Source organism: Metabacillus sp. YM-086 (assembly GCF_048059995.1).
Lineage (GTDB): Bacteria > Bacillota > Bacilli > Bacillales > Bacillaceae > Metabacillus > Metabacillus litoralis_B.
In genome coordinates, this window is record NZ_JBLUOI010000009.1 from 1 (window position 1) to 19,088 (window position 19,088).

23 protein-coding genes and 1 tRNA gene are annotated in these 19,088 nt (G+C 34.8%); 5 read left to right on the forward strand and 19 right to left on the reverse strand.

All coding sequences use genetic code 11. The annotated features are described in order from the left end of the window. Positions 1-355: 355 nt before the first annotated feature. The 16 genes from ACEWK1_RS05805 to ftsZ form a co-directional block, all read right to left on the reverse strand. A complete protein-coding gene (locus ACEWK1_RS05805) occupies positions 356-1,375 on the reverse strand; it encodes a hypothetical protein (RefSeq protein ID WP_102232291.1) in 1,020 nt (339 codons plus the stop codon). A gap of 43 nt (positions 1,376-1,418) precedes the next feature. Beyond that, complete coding sequence (locus tag ACEWK1_RS05810; protein WP_102232290.1) at positions 1,419-1,598, reverse strand: hypothetical protein; 180 nt, start codon at positions 1,596-1,598, stop codon at positions 1,419-1,421. A 16-nt stretch (positions 1,599-1,614) separates the two neighbouring features. After that, on the reverse strand, positions 1,615-2,427 hold the full coding sequence (locus ACEWK1_RS05815; RefSeq protein WP_102232289.1) for a hypothetical protein: 813 nt from the start codon (positions 2,425-2,427) through the stop codon (positions 1,615-1,617). A gap of 205 nt (positions 2,428-2,632) precedes the next feature. Next, a complete protein-coding gene (locus tag ACEWK1_RS05820) occupies positions 2,633-2,809 on the reverse strand; it encodes a helix-turn-helix domain-containing protein (protein ID WP_102232288.1) in 177 nt (58 codons plus the stop codon). A gap of 73 nt (positions 2,810-2,882) precedes the next feature. Then, positions 2,883-3,755, reverse strand: coding sequence for an SU10 major capsid protein (locus ACEWK1_RS05825; protein WP_102232287.1), 873 nt, complete (start codon positions 3,753-3,755; stop codon positions 2,883-2,885). A gap of 80 nt (positions 3,756-3,835) precedes the next feature. Beyond that, a complete protein-coding gene (locus ACEWK1_RS05830) occupies positions 3,836-4,252 on the reverse strand; it encodes a hypothetical protein (RefSeq protein ID WP_102232286.1) in 417 nt (138 codons plus the stop codon). Positions 4,253-4,269: 17 nt separating this feature from the next. Then, on the reverse strand, positions 4,270-4,551 hold the full coding sequence (locus ACEWK1_RS05835; protein WP_180968003.1) for a hypothetical protein: 282 nt from the start codon (positions 4,549-4,551) through the stop codon (positions 4,270-4,272). Beyond that, on the reverse strand, positions 4,548-5,801 hold the full coding sequence (locus ACEWK1_RS05840) for a GLUG motif-containing protein (protein ID WP_102232285.1): 1,254 nt from the start codon (positions 5,799-5,801) through the stop codon (positions 4,548-4,550). Before ACEWK1_RS05840 ends, ACEWK1_RS05835 begins: the two co-directional genes overlap by 4 nt. A gap of 10 nt (positions 5,802-5,811) precedes the next feature. Continuing rightward, positions 5,812-6,162: a hypothetical protein gene (locus ACEWK1_RS05845; RefSeq protein ID WP_102232284.1), complete on the reverse strand. Its 351-nt coding sequence runs from the start codon at positions 6,160-6,162 to the stop codon at positions 5,812-5,814. Beyond that, positions 6,162-6,377 (reverse strand): BhlA/UviB family holin-like peptide, encoded by a 216-nt coding sequence (locus ACEWK1_RS05850; RefSeq protein WP_102232283.1) that lies wholly within the window; start codon positions 6,375-6,377, stop codon positions 6,162-6,164. The genes ACEWK1_RS05845 and ACEWK1_RS05850 overlap by 1 nt, the downstream gene beginning before the upstream one ends. 2,492 nt (positions 6,378-8,869) lie before the next feature. Beyond that, a complete protein-coding gene (locus ACEWK1_RS05855; RefSeq protein WP_102232281.1) occupies positions 8,870-9,139 on the reverse strand; it encodes a hypothetical protein in 270 nt (89 codons plus the stop codon). After that, positions 9,136-9,252, reverse strand: a complete 117-nt coding sequence (gene sinI, locus ACEWK1_RS05860) for a DNA-binding anti-repressor SinI (RefSeq protein ID WP_102232280.1) — start codon at positions 9,250-9,252, stop codon at positions 9,136-9,138. The genes ACEWK1_RS05855 and sinI overlap by 4 nt, the downstream gene beginning before the upstream one ends. Before the next feature lie 11 nt (positions 9,253-9,263). Beyond that, positions 9,264-10,178 (reverse strand): tyrosine-type recombinase/integrase, encoded by a 915-nt coding sequence (locus tag ACEWK1_RS05865; protein WP_219722831.1) that lies wholly within the window; start codon positions 10,176-10,178, stop codon positions 9,264-9,266. A 119-nt stretch (positions 10,179-10,297) separates the two neighbouring features. Then, positions 10,298-10,369: transfer RNA gene (locus ACEWK1_RS05870), tRNA-Val, on the reverse strand. Positions 10,370-10,570: 201 nt separating this feature from the next. Continuing rightward, positions 10,571-11,578 carry a TAXI family TRAP transporter solute-binding subunit gene (locus ACEWK1_RS05875; protein ID WP_212136181.1) on the reverse strand — a complete coding sequence of 336 codons (1,008 nt, stop codon included), beginning with the start codon at positions 11,576-11,578 and terminating at the stop codon, positions 10,571-10,573. 201 nt (positions 11,579-11,779) lie between these two features. After that, the gene (ftsZ, locus tag ACEWK1_RS05880; RefSeq protein WP_212136180.1) at positions 11,780-12,937 is read right to left on the reverse strand and encodes a cell division protein FtsZ; all 1,158 of its coding nucleotides are present in this window, start codon (positions 12,935-12,937) and stop codon (positions 11,780-11,782) included. Positions 12,938-13,148: 211 nt separating this feature from the next. Between ftsZ and ACEWK1_RS05885 the strand changes: the two genes are divergently transcribed. Genes ACEWK1_RS05885 through ACEWK1_RS05905 form a run of 5 tightly spaced genes read left to right on the forward strand, consistent with a single transcriptional unit; the run spans position 13,149 to position 15,471 of the window. Next, the gene (locus tag ACEWK1_RS05885; protein ID WP_212136179.1) at positions 13,149-13,394 is read left to right on the forward strand and encodes a spore gernimation protein GerQ; all 246 of its coding nucleotides are present in this window, start codon (positions 13,149-13,151) and stop codon (positions 13,392-13,394) included. Between the two features lie 16 nt (positions 13,395-13,410). Continuing rightward, positions 13,411-13,779, forward strand: coding sequence for a spore coat protein (locus ACEWK1_RS05890; RefSeq protein WP_121664774.1), 369 nt, complete (start codon positions 13,411-13,413; stop codon positions 13,777-13,779). Positions 13,780-13,796: 17 nt separating this feature from the next. Then, positions 13,797-14,933, forward strand: a complete 1,137-nt coding sequence (locus ACEWK1_RS05895; RefSeq protein ID WP_121664773.1) for a zinc-dependent alcohol dehydrogenase — start codon at positions 13,797-13,799, stop codon at positions 14,931-14,933. A 19-nt stretch (positions 14,934-14,952) separates the two neighbouring features. After that, positions 14,953-15,153, forward strand: a complete 201-nt coding sequence (locus ACEWK1_RS05900) for a hypothetical protein (RefSeq protein WP_121664772.1) — start codon at positions 14,953-14,955, stop codon at positions 15,151-15,153. 18 nt (positions 15,154-15,171) lie between these two features. Continuing rightward, entirely contained in the window at positions 15,172-15,471 is a 300-nt protein-coding gene (locus tag ACEWK1_RS05905; protein WP_212136178.1) for a spore coat protein, read from the forward strand. A gap of 27 nt (positions 15,472-15,498) precedes the next feature. Here the strand turns inward: ACEWK1_RS05905 and ACEWK1_RS05910 are convergent, their stop codons facing one another. The 3 genes from ACEWK1_RS05910 to ACEWK1_RS05920 form a co-directional block, all read right to left on the reverse strand. Further along, positions 15,499-16,476 carry a nuclease-related domain-containing protein gene (locus ACEWK1_RS05910; protein WP_212136177.1) on the reverse strand — a complete coding sequence of 326 codons (978 nt, stop codon included), beginning with the start codon at positions 16,474-16,476 and terminating at the stop codon, positions 15,499-15,501. A gap of 238 nt (positions 16,477-16,714) precedes the next feature. Next, positions 16,715-17,899 carry a cystathionine beta-lyase gene (gene metC, locus ACEWK1_RS05915; protein ID WP_212136176.1) on the reverse strand — a complete coding sequence of 395 codons (1,185 nt, stop codon included), beginning with the start codon at positions 17,897-17,899 and terminating at the stop codon, positions 16,715-16,717. Next, complete coding sequence (locus ACEWK1_RS05920) at positions 17,886-19,010, reverse strand: methionine biosynthesis PLP-dependent protein (protein WP_212136175.1); 1,125 nt, start codon at positions 19,008-19,010, stop codon at positions 17,886-17,888. Before ACEWK1_RS05920 ends, metC begins: the two co-directional genes overlap by 14 nt. Positions 19,011-19,088 lie beyond the last annotated feature (78 nt).

A 19,088-nucleotide genomic window follows, 5' to 3' on the forward strand; every position in this document is an offset into this window, starting at 1 on the left:
TGTATCTTTTAGTTCTTGTACTTCCTCTTTCATTACACGAATAACTTCTTTTTTAGATTGACGTTTGAATAATTTCATAATAAATTCCTCCTGGATTGTTTTATAGAATAGAAAAAAGGACTAGGTTAGACCTAGCCCACTTAATAATTTTTATGATTTTCAATAATGTATTTATTTGCGGTATACAGAATAGAACAGTTAATAATTGATAGTTAATAGAGTAATAGTTAATAGAGTAATAGTTAATAATATATAAAATTTAATTGTTATAAACGTAAACTTTAACACTTTCAGCAAACGTTACACTGTGCTATTAAGTGTACCGCAAAAAAGTACAGTGTTAAAAAATTGATTTTTAATAAGGTAAATCTTCCAATGCAATATCAATTTTTTCACCCCATACAATTTTCTTTTTCTCTTCTTCCTCTTCAAGCATTTTAAGATAATCCTTTTTCTTAACAATTTTAATTTTGTCATATGCTTCAGGCTTATCCTTAAAAGCAATATAATCTTTTGTGCTGTATGTATTTGCCATTCTATCTTCTTTCTTTAAGCCAATAGCAAAAAATTCTTGATTGATTGTAAAGTCTATCATTTTGTAACTTTTCAACATTCCTAAATATTTATCAAGTGTTCTATCTGCTATCCCTGTTTCAATGGCTAAATCTTCAAGTGAAATGTCATAGTCACCGTATATATCATTTTTATGTTTGAGGAAAGCATACAGATAAAATCCCGTACATCCTATATCATCATTACTCATACAATACATGAATACTTCAAAAGGGATATTGTGAGTGTATTCAATCTTATAAAACGTTCCTTCTTCACATTTACCTTCTTCATCCTCAAATCTTGCAAATGCCTTTTCTGGATATTTAATAGTAAAGTTTTTCGGAACACTATCTCTATATGTCTTTTCAATACTGTATTCATAACTGTAATTACGTGGCTTTTTAATTTCCCCATTCTCGTCTTTTACATTATCTACTTCATTAACCAAAGTAAATTCTAATTCTTCATACTTAATCTGATCAGCATTCCACCATACAGGAAAATCTCTAGTTGTAGAGGTGTATTCAATCTGATCAAGTAGACCGTTTTTCTTAATCAAATAGTTAATACTTCTAGTGTCGGCACTATAACCTAATATTTCCTTAATTGTGCTATTACTAATACCATTGTTTAATGAAAATTTACAATATCTATATAACCAAGTGATAAGGTAGTAATATGAGTAAGCAAATGCAATATGTGGTGTATTCTTGATATAATTTTGTAAATCCTCAAATATCTCATTTGGCATATATACATTACTTTCGTATCCTTTATGGTTATTGTATTGTAATAATTCATAGATTTCTTCGTATTTCATGGTAAAACCTCCGATTATATTTAAGTTTTTATATTGGATTAGATTATTTGTTTTGTTGTTTATATTCGTTTAATGCTTGTTGTAAATTGTCATCAACTTGATAAAGAGAAAACATCTTTTGTGATTTTGGCTCAATTGCAACCGTAATAAATTGAACCCCTTTATCCTTTAAAAAATCTGAAACTGCTTTGTTATAGCAAAAGAAAAAGTTTTTATTGTTCATGTGATTTCCTCCTGATTTATGCAACCGTATATTTGAATTTCTTAGTTCCTGTTAATGCAAAACTTATGATATTTTCTTGTAATTGGTCTTTAGATTTAGTGTTGTATGTATCTCCAATAGAAGATTTAAATTGATTTCTTAATGTAAATTGTTGTGTCGGTAGTTCTATTGGAAATGCAAAAAACCCCTGCAATTCTGCAAGGGGTAACTTAGTATGTAAATAACCATCATTATCTAGTTGTATTTTGGATTTAGTTTTGTATTTGGCCTGTAGCATTTCATAATCAAACTTAGTTGTTTCATTAAGTAAGTCTATTAATTCTTCAAAGCCTAGAAGTTTTAAGTAAGAATTATGGATTGGCTTAAAGGTATCATTATAATGACCTAAGAAACTGCTATCCACTGAAAGAAGTAACATTTTACCTTCCTTAGTTTTAGGTAGTGGTAAACCGTAAAAACTCCACATAGTTAATGCAGTAGACATAGCATATTTCTTAATGTAATTACCCTTATGAACCTTTAGAAGTGCGTTAATGTTTGCTGTTTGAGGGTTTACATAGTCATTCTCACCAATTCTTACAACATGATTACACCATGACTTTCCTTTGTGTAATGCTAAATCAATTCCTATTGCTTTTCGTTCGTCTGATTTATCAGCCACATATAATCTGTCAAAGTTGTAAAAGTAATTAATTTCATTTCCTTTCACATACCTTTCAATTGAAGCACCTAAAAGACTGTCAAAATCATCTGTAAGAATTAATGAATTTTGTCCTTGTTCATTGTTAAAACACCATTCTGGAAACTTATCCTTTAATTGTTTTTTCATTTTGTAGTGAAAGAGTTACTCTCCCACTAACCTTCTTATGTAAAAACCTAATAACCATCAAATTCATATTCAATTATGAATTTGACTTCCTCCTTTTAATCCTCGGTAAAATTTATTAATTATCCCTTATAATTAACGTACCGAAGTTAAAAGAAGGAAGTGGTCATAACGAATGTTTCTTTCATTTTTTCACCTAACCTTTCGATTATTTTTTAGAATCTATATACTCTCTATATCTCTTTATTTTTGTATCTGACATTCCACAATCACCTGTCTCATATCTACTTATTAGTGATTGAGAACAACCAATGTAATTTGCTAACTCATTCATTGATATTTTCTTTAGTCTACGTTTTAAGAAATATTCATCCTTTTTGTTCATCCTTTTTTTCTCCTAGATTAAATAGAAAGAGGATAGGAAATTAATTCCTACCCTCTTAATAGTTATGTATAGATTATGCAGTTACTGTAACAACTGCTACTGCTTTCTTAGAACCTACTTTAAGAGTAGATTCAGCAATTACATGTCCTTTTACTGAATCACCTGTTTTTGCAAGTGGTTCAAAGTGTGGCTCACGTAAATAAACTAAATCAACATAAGCGTCATTAAATACAACAATTTTATCGGCTGGAACATGTTTAGAAAGAACAAAGTTCACTTTTCCGTAATTAGTATTGATTGATTCCACTAATAAACCGAAAGAAGTTGTTACGTGGTTGTAACCATATTTCTCTTTATAGATGTTATCAACTTGTTCCTTTAAATCAGCATTAAGGAAAGCATATACTGTACCCTCTGCTAAATCTTGATTCCAAAGATTACGCATAACTTCCTTTACTTTTTCTTCTGTAATTGAACCTGTTACACTAACTGCATTAGTAGGGTCTGCCATCTCAATAAGACCTGATAATTGACGTTTGAAAGGTGTTGCAGAACCATCTGCTTTTAATCCATTAATGAATTTTTTCTCCATGTTGATTTTCAATTCAAGTAAACGGTCATTAACTTCTTCTGCTAATTGGTTACGTTTCATAGCAATTGCAGTTCCACTTAATGAAGCACCCTTTTTGAAGATTTCAAGAATGTTGTTTAGTTCTGCTCTAGCAGATTCGTAGAATACAGTAGTATCCTCACCTTCTAGTGCTGATAAATCTTCCTCATTATCAAGAGTCTTTTCTCTCCATGTGTAAACTGTGCTAAGTGCTTTCTCAATGTTGCCTTTAGCCATTAACATAGATGTAAAAGGTGTTGCTTGTACTCCGATAATTGCAATTTCCTTAGATAATGAAATTTGTTCAGTTTTAGTAAAGTTATCAGATGTAAACATAATATAAATTCTCCTCTAGTGTTGGTCACTACCCAATATTTTTTAATATAAAAAAGCACCATATACAATGTATAAAGTGCTTACTTAAACAGGTTTGCTAGTTTTGTACCAATCATGCCTTTAGTGTTCTTCTCTTGTTCAAACTTGTCATAAGGATTTGTTTGTTTATGATCTGTTGGAACATAAGAATTTTCCACTTTGTATTCTTGTAAGACTGCTTGAAACTTTTCAATCTTTTCTGCAAGTTGTTCAGTAGACTCAACAACAAAGAAATCCGCAAATTTTTCAAGTCCTGCTGCCTTCACTTCAAGAGATACTTCTTTATCAAATAACTCTTTCTGTTTAGTTTGAATTGCTTTTTCATCTTCTGTTAAATCTTTTGGTTTGAACTGTAAAAGTTCATCCCTTTCTAAAACTATTGGATTCAATTCTTGCTCAACCCATTCTTGTTTCATTTGATCAACTTGCTCTTGGGTAAAACTAATTTCTTCTGACATTCTTCCAACCTCCTAGATTATTTATAGAATGAAATAGTCACCTTTCCTCTACTAAGGATAGGTTTGTTGTTATAACTGCCAGCAAACTCGAATATAAATTCGTTCAATTCACTGGCAGGTAAATAGTCATAAAAATAGACACCTTTACTTAATTTGTCGGTGTCTGTAATCGTTATTTCCTCATATAAAGTTTTATCAGTTTCATAAATTTTCAATTTAATGTCTGTTGGGTCAACTGATACACCATCAAACGTTTTAAAATGTACTTTCAATCGTACTGTATCACCTGTTAGTATCATTTAATCACCTCCGAGAATGAAGGATTTACAACATAAGAAACACTACTCATATTTTCCATTTTGACAACGCTAGAAGTGTTTTCTAGTACACTCACATAGGCATTAGGTGTAAATACATTCATAGAGTATAGAACTGTCAAATCGGCTTGTAATGGCTTGACATGAGATAGTAAATTCACAAATGTTTTACTTTTACGCTCAACACTTGCTGAAATAGGATTGATAAAAGTTGTTACAGTTTGAGTACTACTTCTGACACTCCTAGAGGACTTTGTGACGCTTGTATTGATAGGTGATATATAAGTCATAGGAAGGCGTGAAGTCGCTAGAATCCTCTCTGAATCGCTTATAATAGCATTAGAAAATGTATTTAATTGCTTGGCTGACTTCTGACTTTTTCCTACATTTGCGAAAAAGGGTAGACTGTAAGAATTTACGGTAATTGTTTCTATATTAGAAATTGGAACATCACTGAACATTCTTAATGAAGGATAATCTTCCATATACCAAACTGTACTGAAATTCCAATTTGTATAAGTAGATTGTTGTTTCATTTCAGTTGTTGTTTTACCTGTCACACCTGTTCTTGGTGAATTACTTACACTTGCAATTTGGCTATCATAGAAGTTGTTTTCATATATTACAGTTGCTTCAGAAGTACCAAAGAATGCACCAACATTTTTACTACCACTTACTGAACTCTTTGAATAGCAATCTTTAATTATTGAGTTGGCATAATTAATAACCCCACTAAACCCACCTACACTATCACCACCAATTACAGTACAAGCAGAATAGCAATCATTCACATTACCATAGTTTCTTCCAACAAATCCACCTGCATATAACTTTGATGATACTGTTTGCTTTACTATACCTGTAACATAACAATTTGAAATTCTTTCACTTAAAGAATTTAAGGCTATTAATCCACCTACATGATGGTTATTAGATTCAACATAAACATTTTCTAATCCTAAATTTTCTATAATACCGCCATTTGTTCTTGCAATAAAGGCTGTGTATTCTACTGTGCTAACAATTGATAAGTTACTAACTTTATAGCCTTTACCATTCAAATGACCTCCAAAGAATGGATATGCTCTACCTATTGGTGTAAAGTTACCGTAACTACTCATATCAATATCGTTTGCCAATTCATAATAAGCAGTTAAATTATTATTTATTAGATTTAAGTCTTGTGGTGTGCTAATTATGTATGGGTCTGTTTGTGTTCCATTACCTAACATATTAAATCACCTACACTTGAGGCACTTGGATAGAATGAATCACAGTTAATTCGTCTTGATCAGTTTCCATTGTAAAAGGTGTAAATGTTTCTACACTATAAGCACTTCCACCTGTAGCAACTGAATAGATAGCACTTGAAGAAAAAGTTTTAGGAACACTAATGTCACTATCTGAACCTTTTACAACAATTTGTAATTTAAGAGTTTGCTCTCCTGCTGAATGTGTCCATGTTACACGACTATCAGAAGGCGATAATCTTACAATTGCTGCGTTAGTATCATCCCTTAATTCGATATACTTCCAACTGGACTGAATGAAATCTCTTATTGCTTGATAACCACTTGTATTAATTTCTGCCATTATTTATCCTCCTTCAATTGTGATATTTGCATTTCTAAACGTTCAAGTGATTGAACTATTTTTTCTTGTGCAATATTTTGTTTCTCAATTTGTGCTGTTAGTTTGTCTTCTCTTACTTTTGCTTCTTTCCTAGTGTCGATAAGAAGCCATACAAACAATAAAGCAAACAATCCCTGTGATAACCAAACATCTACAGGTATTTGTGTTAAATCCACTGTCAACACCTCCTAAAAATAAATTGTAAAAAATATGAGTAAAAAAATTTTAATAAACATAAAAAAGAGAGCCACTAAATATGTGACTCCAAGAAAGGAAAGGTTGTAAAAATGAAAGAATTTATATTGGAGGATTCTTTCACGAAGGGAATAACCTTCATTCGTGGTCAATTAGATTATTAGCAATTGGCAACTAATGAAAATTACTTGCGTCATCCATACTGATATATAAACCTCTAATGCGTTACACTACCTCTTCCCTTATAGACGATTATCTCTACTGTATGAAAAGTGCTAAAACATTAGTGTTCATGCACATCCAAGATGTTCTATTTTCCTAAAATGATGTTTATTTTCGCTAGTTCCCTTATAGACGATTATCTCCATCTGCTAAAACATGCGAAAAATCTATATATTTCAAAGGGTATAATGTTTATTTTCTCTACTAGAGATGTGTCAAGAGTCGTAAAGTTTTTCTACTTTGCATATCCCCCTAGATAAATACCACTAACTGTCCACGCTAACATTTTAATTTTCTTCCTTTAACGGTTATTCTGTAAAATATACCCCTAAACCTAGTAATATCAGTCACTTAGAGGGTATTGAAAAATATCAAATTTTCACAAGATGTTGATGTACCAATGGTTTGTGGCGTTTCTATTTGTCTACTTTTCACACATACCCCTATCAGGTATATAATTGTTACATCTTTTCTTCCTTTGTAGAATATTATCTAAAATGTGTATTTTGGCTAACTCTCCCAACGATTTGAACGACTATAGGTAACTCCTTATGAAAACAGAATGTTGTTTTATCAAGGGTTAGAAACGTTTCTATTTTCGAACATGCTTTTTCTTCCTTTAACGGATATTCAATAAAAAGTGACTTGAATCCAATAGTACCAACGGTTTAAACGACTTTACTATTTTTGAAATTTTAGAAGAATGTTGATGTACCAAGGGTTGAGAGAGTTTTAAAAACGTGACACTTTTCTTTTCTCCCTTAGAGACCACCCACCATTTTCTCCATTTTACTTCCACTTTCATTTTACCCTTCCTATTATCGATACTTAGAACTCAATAGCACCAATGGTTGAAGCCTTATCTGTCGGAACATTTTTGTCATTTTTGAGCATTTTTTCACCTATCCGTTCAGATAAATACCAATAGGTGTTCTTAACTTTTTTTCTATTCATAGTAACAAAGTTTCTAAATATTGATCTATCCATTGGTAGATATAGAGTTAGCAAAGGTTTCATTTAGGTAAAAATTTAATTTCTAAACTTGGACATATTATTTTTCTATTTTTCTTCTCACAGTAACAGAAAAACTAAAACTTAATTTTATCGTTGTTTAATATAGATTTAACAAGGGTTTCTAATGGTGGTTCTATTTCGTCATTTATCTCGTTTTCAATTTTCTCTATCATAATAACAGGAAAACTAAAAGTTGATATCATACCCATGAAACCTACAATATTTAAGGGTTTCTGATTGTCCACATGACGATTTCTATTTTATAATCAAGTTTTTTAGAAAATCCATCCTCTTCAATGCCATGATGTACTTAGTGTTATCCATACTGATATATAAGATCTATTTCAAACATAAATCTTTCCTAGTTTGTTTTTCTCTATCCTTAGTAACAAGATTTTAAACACATCAAATTCACCCTAGAGAAATCTAGTGTTGATGGTATTTTCTAAGACTTCACAACACATTTTCTAAACTTCGGATTTACACTCCAAACTTCAAAATTCATTTTCTTTTCACAGTAACAGAAAAACTAAAAAACACTGTAACCGTTGGGGGACAAGGGGTTGAAGAGTATTAGAACTTCGAACATCTCTTTTTTCTCTTGACTTGTTTTTGTGGTTTTGGCTTGATTGGTTGAGGGAATAGCAACGGCTGGACAAAGTTGTTGCCTACTGTCAAAGATAAAAAAATCAATGACAATAGACAAGCGACTTGATTGTATATCGGTCATAGTGTCCGTATGTATCAACCCTATTGTCGGAGAATTTTCTTCTCAACAAACCTACTGTCAAAAGTTTGCCCATGACAGGAAATGTGGTTTGTCTTGCAGGTATATCTACCTCAAACTTTCCAACCGAACCGTTATGGTCGTTCGCACCCTTCAGATACTAGCATGAAATAGGGAAATGCTTATTGTATCCTATCCTGTTTTTGTATGCATTGGCACAGTCCTAAACCTGACGAAGTTGATTATAGTGTGTTTATCGGCTACCCACACTGAAACACCTTTCCTATTGGACACTTTCAAACCCTAGTCATATCATAGGTTTCAAGTATATCCTTTGGAAAATAACTGTCATTTTTCAGTAAAAAGACAATACGAAACTAGACCCCTTGTAATCTATTTTTAAAAATTTTATAATAGAGGGGAATAAGGTGTTTCTTATTCAGTTTTTATTCGACAAAATAAAAGCGTGGAGACAGGGTATTGCGAGTACCTTGTCTCTTTTTTGTTTTCCTAAGCAACTATTACTTGCTTTACCATACAATCTAAACCTGCATACAATGACCAACCATCAGTAGACATTGTATTTACTGCTTGATCATAAGTAATTGGATAGTATTCACCATCATTAATAACTTCTATTTCAAAAGTGTCATTTAAGGTAATAAATTCACCTACAGGTAATTCTAAGAAGGCTTGTCCACTATCTACTATTAATGTTCCTAACTGTTTTTGTGAAAGATAAGCGTCAATCATATAAATAGTTTCTTTTAATGATTTCATTTAGTTTCCTCCTTTTGATTAATTAAAAATGACTTTACTTCCTCAACTGTTAATCCAATTTCTTTCGCTTCCAAGAACAATTCCAACCATTCACTTTTAGTTGGTTCAGTCATTAATAGACCTCCTACACTTCTAAGTTATTTAATGGATTGTATCTGTCATTTTGTTCTTTGAGGTCATTTCCCCACATGGCTGCGTATTTTTCTGTAACTGATATATTCGAATGTCTCATTAACTTCTGAATTGCAAATGTACTCATTCCTGCTTGGATACATTTCTGACAAAACGTATGTCTAAAAGTATGACTTGAAAGTCGAACATCACGAAAATTCATGATTTTACTTAATCGTTTAAACACATTCTTTACTGCGTTAGGTGTTATTTGTTCGTTCTTCTGATTAGTAAAAATGTATTCATTTAAATTTCCTTTGAAATGTTGTTCGCAAAAGACTTTATATGCTGATAGTTCTTTCATACATTTTTCTGTAACTGGAATAGTTTCACGTTTTCTGTTCTTACCGAAAAGAGACATAGTTTGTTGAGTGAAATCAATATCACTCCATTTCAATGCACACATTTCAGACAAGCGTACACCAGTACCTAATAAGGTAACGATAATTGTGTAGTCTCTATAAGAATGAAAGGCATGTTCTCTATTTTTTAACCTTCTGTAATAATTCAACATTTGTTTAATGTGATAATCTGTAAAAACATCAATTTTAATATCTTCTCTAGCCTTCTGAATCTTCTTAGCAGGATTCTTTTCAATAACTTCACATTCAATCATATAGTTTAAAAATGCTCTAATACGTTGTAACTTTGAGTTAGTTGTTGTTGCATTGTTACCTTTCTTTTGGCAATAAATTAAATATTTCTTGATAGTATTAACGGTAATATCTTCAACATTAAGTAACTCATTAGTAGTACAGAAATCTTCAAATTGTTTCAAGATTACCTTGTAACTTTCAAGAGTTGTTTGGGAAACATTTTTAAACTCTCTGTCCTCTAAAAAATCTTGTAAAGCAAATTTAACCAACAAAAAAAGACCACCTCACATTTTTAGTGAAGTGGTCTTTAGTTTGTATGGCGGTTATTGCTCCGACCATAACATTTTTTAATTTTTATAAATGGCTCAAACCATTGATACGTATAGCGTGATGATCCGAGAGGGATTCGAACCCCCGACCCCTACCCTGTCAAGGTAGTGTTCTCCCACTGAACTATCGGATCGTTATATAGTTGTATAATAGCTCTTAAAGCTACATATACTATTATATTCTGAAGAACTTTCCAAGTCAATACATCTTGTACCACTTCACTATTCGACTTATTTCCCAGAAAATATTTGAATGCTGTCAAATGGGGCAATATTCCCTACATTCTTGCCCCATTTAGACATCATTCTTATCTTATTTCCCTACTAAGCTTTTCTTATTGAAGGCCCTTTTCTTCAAAATATTTAGCTGCACCTGGGTGGAATTCTAAATTTCCCACACCTTCAAGTGCAGATTCCGGTGTAATGAACTCACCTTTTGCATGTGTGATTGAATCTGTATTTTCAAACAATGCTTTTGTCATTTCATAGACTAATTCTTCATCTAGATCTTTTGTTACGACAAGCATCGCTTTTACTGCTACAGTATTTACATCTTCTGCAATCTTATATGTTCCAGCTGCAACTGTATCCTTTGAGTAGTATGGATATTGATCCATTAGCTCTTGAACTTTATCGTCTGCAATTGGAACAATTACAATGTCTTCTTGAGCTGATAGGGCTTCAACTGCTCCAGTTGGTGTTCCAGCAGTAATAAACGCAGCATCGATTGTTCCTGCTTGGATACCGTCTGTTGACTCATCAAATGATAGATTTTGTGGTTTAATATCTTCAGTTGTTAATCCATGAACCTCTAAAACTTGCATGGCGTTAATATAAGCACCTGATCCAGGAGCACCAACGGAAACAGCTTTCCCCTTAAGGTCTTCTACTGATTGGATCCCGCTATCTTTCGTTGTAACTAGTTGGATTGTTTCTGGATACAGTGATCCAATTGCTTGAATAGTATCAATTGCATTTCCATCAAACATTTCTTTTCCTTCAAGTGCATATGCCGCGATATCTGTTTGTGTAAATGCTAGTTCAGCCTCACCAGCTCTTAATGTTTCCATGTTTTCAGCAGATGCACCTGAAGTTTGAGGTGTGATGTTTGCGTTTGTATTGTCTGTCATGATCTTACCAATTTGCCCGCCTAGCGGATAATATGTACCACCCGTTCCGCCAGTAAGTAAGCTTAAATCTTGTTTTTCTTCTGAAGTATTTTCTGTTGTTTCTCCATTTTCTTCACTCGAGCTTTCTGATTCAGCTCCACCGCCACATGCAGCGATCACCATCATAAAAGCAAGCATCATGACAAACAACAAGCTATTACGCATTTTTTTCATGTTTGTTCCCCCTTTTGTAAAATTGTGTAAAGCGTTAGCTCACTTTTATATATGAGGAAACATTTGGGTACATGCATGAAAAATACGAAAGGTTTATTAAGGTCCATTTTGACAATAAAAAGAGATCGGGCACTTTATATAGTTCCCAACCTCTTTCCACTTAATAAACCTACATTTTAAGTTTGTTATATCTATGTAATTTTATCTGCGTTTTTGCCTATTTCTTAAAAACGTTGGGATATCCAGTGAATCTTCTTGTTGTTCATTATGGCGGCTAAAATCTTGAACAGGTTCTTCACGGTAACTAACATCCCTTTGTATACGCTGGTTTTCAAATTGATATGTATTTTCTCCCCTTTCTCTTTGTGGCTTTGAATTCGTTTGGATAACAGGTGGTGTTTCCTCTTGCTCAATAAAACCAGTTGCAATGACCGTTACGATAATTTCATCCTTTAATTGATCATTAATCACTGAACCAAAAATCATATTCAGATCCTCATGAGAAGCATTAGATACCATATCAGCTGCTTCTTGGACTTCAAAGAGACTTAGATTTCTCCCTCCAGTAATGTTCATAATCACACCTTGAGCACCATTAATTGAAGTTTCAAGCAACGGGCTATTGATTGCCTTCTGAGCCGCCATAGCAGCCCGGTCTTCCCCCTTCGCAATCCCAATGCCCATTAACGCTGTTCCTTTATGGGACATAACTGTTTTCACGTCAGCAAAGTCCAGATTAATTAAACCTGGTATAGCTATTAAATCAGAAATTCCCTGTACCCCCTGGCGAAGAACACTATCTGCTTCACGGAAAGCATCCATTATATTTGTTTTTTTATCCACAATCTCCAATAAGCGATCATTTGGAATGATAATTAATGTATCTACTGATTCCTTCATTGCTTCGATACCGCTTGTAGCATTTTTGGAACGCTTTGAGCCTTCAAATTTAAAAGGGCGAGTAACAACACCAATGGTTAGAGCACCAAGATTACGGGCAATTTCCGCTATCGCAGGTGCAGCACCTGTTCCGGTTCCACCACCCATACCAGCTGTAACGAAGACCATGTCTGCTCCTTGTAACACTTCTTTAAGCTGCTCTTTACTTTCTTCCACTGCTTTTCGACCGATTTCAGGATTTGCTCCTGCTCCTAAACCTCTTGTTAATGATGCACCTATTTGCATCCGAATTTCAGCCTTTGATTGATTTAGAGCCTGCGCATCTGTGTTTGCTGCAATAAATTCAACACCTTCAACTCCATCCTCTATCATTCGGTTAACCGCATTGTTACCACCGCCGCCAACACCGATCACCTTTATTTTAGCGAATTGATCTATATCCATATTAAAATCCAACATCATCTTCCTCCTTATTCATCCATAGGTCTTACTTCAACGCAGACGTGCATAGTACCTCCTTATATGATTCGAAGTTTTCCAGCTTTTTCTGTATGTTCCCTAATTGAGAATTCAGATAGAAGACTCAATAATAGTCATTTATTACAAATTATTAATAACTACAATTCGGGGAAAATACTGAAGCATATCAATATGGGGAGGTTAACAAATTATGGATTCACAAAAATTAGCAGCTCATGAATCTATAGACTTACATGAGATGATAAACTTCAAAACTTTATGCGTGGCAAAATCAAAGCTTATGCAGGGTCTCGTTTTTGATCAAGAACTTAGAGAACTAATGCAAAAAGATGTTGATCAATCGATTCAGGCATTAACTGAGTTACAAGCGATTTATCAACGTGCTCCTTTTGAAGCACCAGTACCAGAAAGCCGCCCAACACCAATAATTAATTGAAAGGAAGGTAGTAGCATTGAACAACGATCATCTAGATCCAATTAATTCGTTACATGTTCCTGAATTAGCAGATACCACGTTTGCCATGGATTTTCTCATGCGAGCAAAAGAAGCGGTACGAAATACAGCTACGGCATTAACCGAAACTGCGTCACCTGATTTAAGAAATATGCTGCGTAAGCAATTAATGCAGAGCATTGCCATGCATCAAGAAATTACCGAGCTTATGGTCGAGAAAAAATGGTTCCATCCTCATGATTTAAAAGAACAATATCAATTAGATCAGCTATCGGCAAAAAACACAATCATGGTTGGAAACATGAACCTATTCCCTGTTGAATCAAATCGAAAAGGGATGTTTGATCGTACACCTGATGAACATTAACATTGGAGGTTAGTTGAATGAAGGCCGTAACCTATCAAGGCATCAAAAACGTTGAAGTAAAAGAAGTAGAAGATCCAAAAATTCAAAAGCCAGATGACATGATTGTTAAAGTAACAAGTACAGCCATCTGTGGATCTGATTTGCATTTAATCCATGGAATGATACCAAATATGCCGGAAAACTATGTAATCGGCCATGAGCCAATGGGTATCGTAGAAGAGGTGGGTCCTGAAGTTACGAAAGTAAAAAAGGGAGATCGTGTGATCATTCCTTTTAATATTGCATGTGGTGAATGTCAATATTGTAAAAGCAATCTTGAGAGTCAGTGTGATAACTCAAACGATAATGGAGATATGGGTGCTTACTTTGGCTATTCAGGTAACACAGGTGGCTATCCAGGAGGACAAGCTGAATACTTAAGAGTTCCGTTTGCCAATTTTACTCACTTTAAAATACCTGAAAGCTGTGAAGAACCTGATGAGAAATTAAGTGTCATTTCTGATGCCATGTCAACAGGCTATTGGAGTGTTGAAAATGCGGGCGTCAAGGATGGCGATACCGTCATTGTTTTAGGCTGTGGCCCTGTTGGCCTTTTTGCACAAAAATTTTGTTGGTTAAAAGGAGCAAAGCGAGTAATTGCCGTTGACTATATTCCCTATCGCTTAGAGCATGCAAAAAGAACAAACAAAGTGGAAACTGTTAATTTTGAAGAACATGAAAATGTAGGAAGTTACCTAAAGGAAATCACAAAAGGTGGAGCAGATGTTGTCATTGACGCTGTTGGTATGGACGGAAAAATGACAGACATGGAATTCCTAGCTACAGGATTAAGACTTCAAGGTGGAGCAATGAGTGCACTTGTAATGGCTGCTCAAGCTGTTCGAAAATGCGGAACCATCCAAATTACAGGCGTTTATGGTGGACGCTACAATGGTTTCCCATTAGGAGATATTATGCAACGTAACGTAAACATCCGCTCTGGACAAGCCCCAATGATTCACTTAATGCCATACATGTTTGAACTCGTTTCCACTGGCAAAGTTGATCCCGGTGATGTTGTCAGTCATGTACTACCACTAAGTGAAGCCAAACGTGGTTATGAAATTTTTGACACAAAAACGGATAATTGTATCAAAGTTGTATTAAAACCATAACAAATGGAGGAGAGCAGTCATGGACTACGCATTACACGAAGTTCTTGAAGTTCAAGAAATGGCGGCATTCAAAACAACCTGCTTAACAAAGTCAAAAACAATGAGAGCACTAGTATCCGACAAAGAACTAAAAGACATCATGCAGCAAGATATTACAGTGTCAACCCGTCAATTAGAGGAATACTCCTCCATCCTATCAAAAGCAAAGCCAAAGTATTAGTTAGGAGATGAACTATACATGAATACAATCATTGAAAGTATAACTGGGATGAAAGCCTTAACAGACCAAGTTGTTGCAATGGACTTATTAATTTCTGCTAAAAGTGGAGTAAGAAACTATGCAATGGCCCTCACTGAATCAGGCACACCCGAAATCAAACATACCCTTACTCGCCATTTAGAGGAAGCACTTGATATGCATGAAAGAATCTCGAATTATATGGTGGAAAAAGGCTGGTATCATGCATTTGATACGAATGAACAAATACAGTTGAATTTAAAGAATATGGAGACGGCGATGAAATTACCGACTCTCTAGTTTTTAAAAAATAGGGAGCTGTTTTGATTAATAAAACAGTTCCTTTCTTGAGTTCAAGTGATAAACTCTCCCTTTATTTTTGCCAGTATGTGTGAGATTTAGAGAAGTGAGTAGTTTTGTGCCCACATAAATAGAGGGTACTTGTAAAAAGTCTCTTAATTGGCTATTTGTAATCTGGTCAATCAATAAAGAATAGTCCTTTAAAGCTTCGATGTGAGCGTCTTTGGAAATATGTGTACATGATGGACATATCCATTTTCCCCGTTTTATGTTCATGGGTAGGCTCGTGCAGTTTGGACAAATAACGCCTTTTAACACTTCATTTTCGGATATTTTATACTGTGAGAGAATGTTGATGGAAGGCTCTGTGTGACATTCTGAGATAAGGTGACCTATTTTTAAGAGTTGTTTTTGTGTAAGAATATTTTTATCATATGTCTTTTCGAGTTTAGACACTATTTGAGGAAGCTTTGCACTGTGGATAATCTTATGATAAATCTCATCGTTTTGATGAGAAGTCTCTAAAATTGTACGAGGAGAACTAATAATTACTAGTGGAATAATGGGGATGTTTTTATATTTGTTTTGGATGAGCCACTTTTTAAGTTGGTGATGCTGTCGATTTACCTGCATGATCGGATCAGGAAACGCTTCTCTTTTGTCTCCTTGAGTTCTAATTAGCTGGTTGAAGTTGCGATCAAAAAATAGGGTACCAGTTATATTCTTCACTTCTAAAATGAGAAGTAATCTTCTTGAAAGAATAAGTATGTCTATTTGAAAAAAGTGATCACCGATTTTGAGCCTTACATCATGTAAAATATGATACATTCCTTCAGTAAGAAAGCTTAAAAAGTAGTCTATACTTTGTTCCCCTTTAAAACCTGCTGTTTTTTTGGCAAGATCCTCCTTTATTTGTGCTTGTTGCGGATGGTTTTGCTTCAATCTCCTTTGTAATGCTTCTAAACTTAATATTGAGACCGGATATTTACGTGGTTTTACAATCATTTCTCCACTCCTTTCGTTTTATATCTAATTCGCTACTGTCCTCTAATCTTCCTTTAGGCACTTATTTGACGATTTTGGTATTTTATTTGAAGATTTCTGCCTTTTATTTGCTATTTTGAGATTTTATTTGCTAATTTCATCATTTTATTTGATGAAAAGAACAAAATAATAGATTTTCGACAAAAACCGACACGCACCCCACAAAAAAACTGACTCCACATAGAGTCAGCTCTCAAATTTACACATTCACATTCTTTTTTGCACCAGCAGGCACCTTCTCCAAAGCTGCAGCAAAGTCTTTCATTAAATCCTCAACCTTCTCAAGTCCAACACTTAATCTCAACAATCCATCTGAAATGCCACGCTTTTCACGCTCTTCCGGAGGCATTGCTGCATGTGACATTTTCGCAGGATACGATAAGATCGATTCCACTGCACCTAAGCTAACCGCAAACACTGGAAGCTCCACATTTTCAACCAATGTCTTAACCGCCGCTGCGTCAGCTAATTTAAAGGACAACACTGCCCCTGGTCCATCTGCTTGATAGTTTTGTGTTTCATGACCTGGGTGGTAGCTCAAGCCTGGATAATACACCTCTTCTACCTTCGGATGCTCCGCTAAAAATTCAGCTATTTTTAAAGCAGATGCTTGAGACTGCTGTAAGCGTACATGCAATGTCTTTAAACCACGAAGAACTAACCATGCGTCCTGCACACCAAGAACGGCACCAAATGCATTTTGCAATTTATACAAGCGGTCTCCCAGCTCAGGATCCTTCACAACAGCAAGACCTGCAAGTACATCACTATGCCCCGCTAAAAACTTCGTTGCACTGTGTAATACCACATCCACGCCTAACTCCAAAGGTCGCTGCAACTCAGGTGTTAAAAATGTATTATCTAAGAAGGTTAAGCAGTTATTTGCCTTCGCCAGATTCACAATCCCCTTAATATCCGTTACTTTTAACAACGGATTCGAAGGTGTTTCCATATAAATCACCTTCGTATTCGGACGAATCTCAGACGCAACTTGATGAAGATCTGTCATATCTACAAATGTATGCTCAATCCCAAATCGAGTTAAAACATCTGTAATAATACGGAAAGTTCCACCATACACGTCCTCTGTTACAAGTACATGATCTCCTTGTGATAACAATAAAAACGCGGTAGAAATAGCTGCCATACCAGAAGAGAACGCCAATCCACGAGATCCACCTTCTAGCTCCGCAATCGCACTTTCCAACGCTTCACGCGTGGGATTTCCTGAGCGTGCATAATCATATTTCCCAAATTCATCAATATCAAATTGATGAAAAGTAGAGGAATGATGAATCGGCACACTTACCGATCCTGTGCCACGATCAACCTTTGACTCGTTATGAAGTAGCTTTGTTTGAAATGACCAATCATGATTGCTCAACTGCTTCCGCTCCTTTCATTGCATGAAATGCTTGTGTTAAATCTTCAATAATATCTTCTGCATGCTCAACACCTACTGAAAAACGTAGCAGCTTGTTACAGACACCATTTGCGATTCGAATCTCTTCAGGAATATCCATATGTGTTTGCGTAGCTGGATACGTAATGAAGCTTTCGATTCCACCTAGACTTTCTGCAAAAGTAATTGTTTTCAAGTTTTTCAGGAACGGATTTACCCATGCTTCATCTTGTAAACGGAATGAAAGCATTCCACCCTTACCAGGATACAGTACATCAAGTACAGCTTCATGCTCTTCTAAAAATGCCGCTACCTTTTGAGCATTTTCTTGATGCTGTCTCATACGAAGGGATAAAGTTTTCATCCCTCTCATTAATAACCAAGAATCAAATGGGGATAAAACTGCACCGATTGCGTTTTGATGTTGGAAGAATTCATCACTTAATTCCTGACCTTTTGTTACAACCAAGCCTGCAAGAACATCGTTGTGTCCTCCTAAATATTTCGTGGCACTATGGATCACAATATCCGCTCCGTCTAAGATTGGCGTTTGAAGAAGTGGTGTATAGAAAGTGTTATCAACAATCACGAGTATGTTATGCTTTTTTGCAACTGCTACTAGTTCTTTAATGTCGGCTTCCTGCATTAATGGGTTTGTAGGCGTTTCAATGAATAGAGCCTTTGTATTATCATTAATCAATTTTTCCGTTTCAACGGGATTTGTGAAATCATCATATTGAAATGATAATCCATATTTTCTCCATTCTCTTTCAAAGAGGCGGTATGTTCCACCGTAAAGGTCAGAAGAAACGATCAGTTCGTCTCCGCTTTGGAAGAGGGCCATAATTGTTTGAATCGCGGCCATTCCTGAGCTGAAGGCAAAGCCACGGTCGCCATGCTCAAGGTCTGCGATTGCTTTTTCGACTAAAAGTCTTGTAGGATTTCCTGTACGGATATAATCAAATCCAGTAGATTCTCCAATTCCTGCATGACGATAGGCTGTTGATAAATAAATTGGCGGGTTAACTGTACCTGTAACATTTTCACTGCGGTTTCCGATTTGTGCTAATTTCGTTTCAATTCTTTTGCTCATGTTTGTCACTCCTAAGATTTAAATTTAACAATATGTACATGAGAGAAAGCGTACATGTTTTAAAAAAAGCAAAATAAA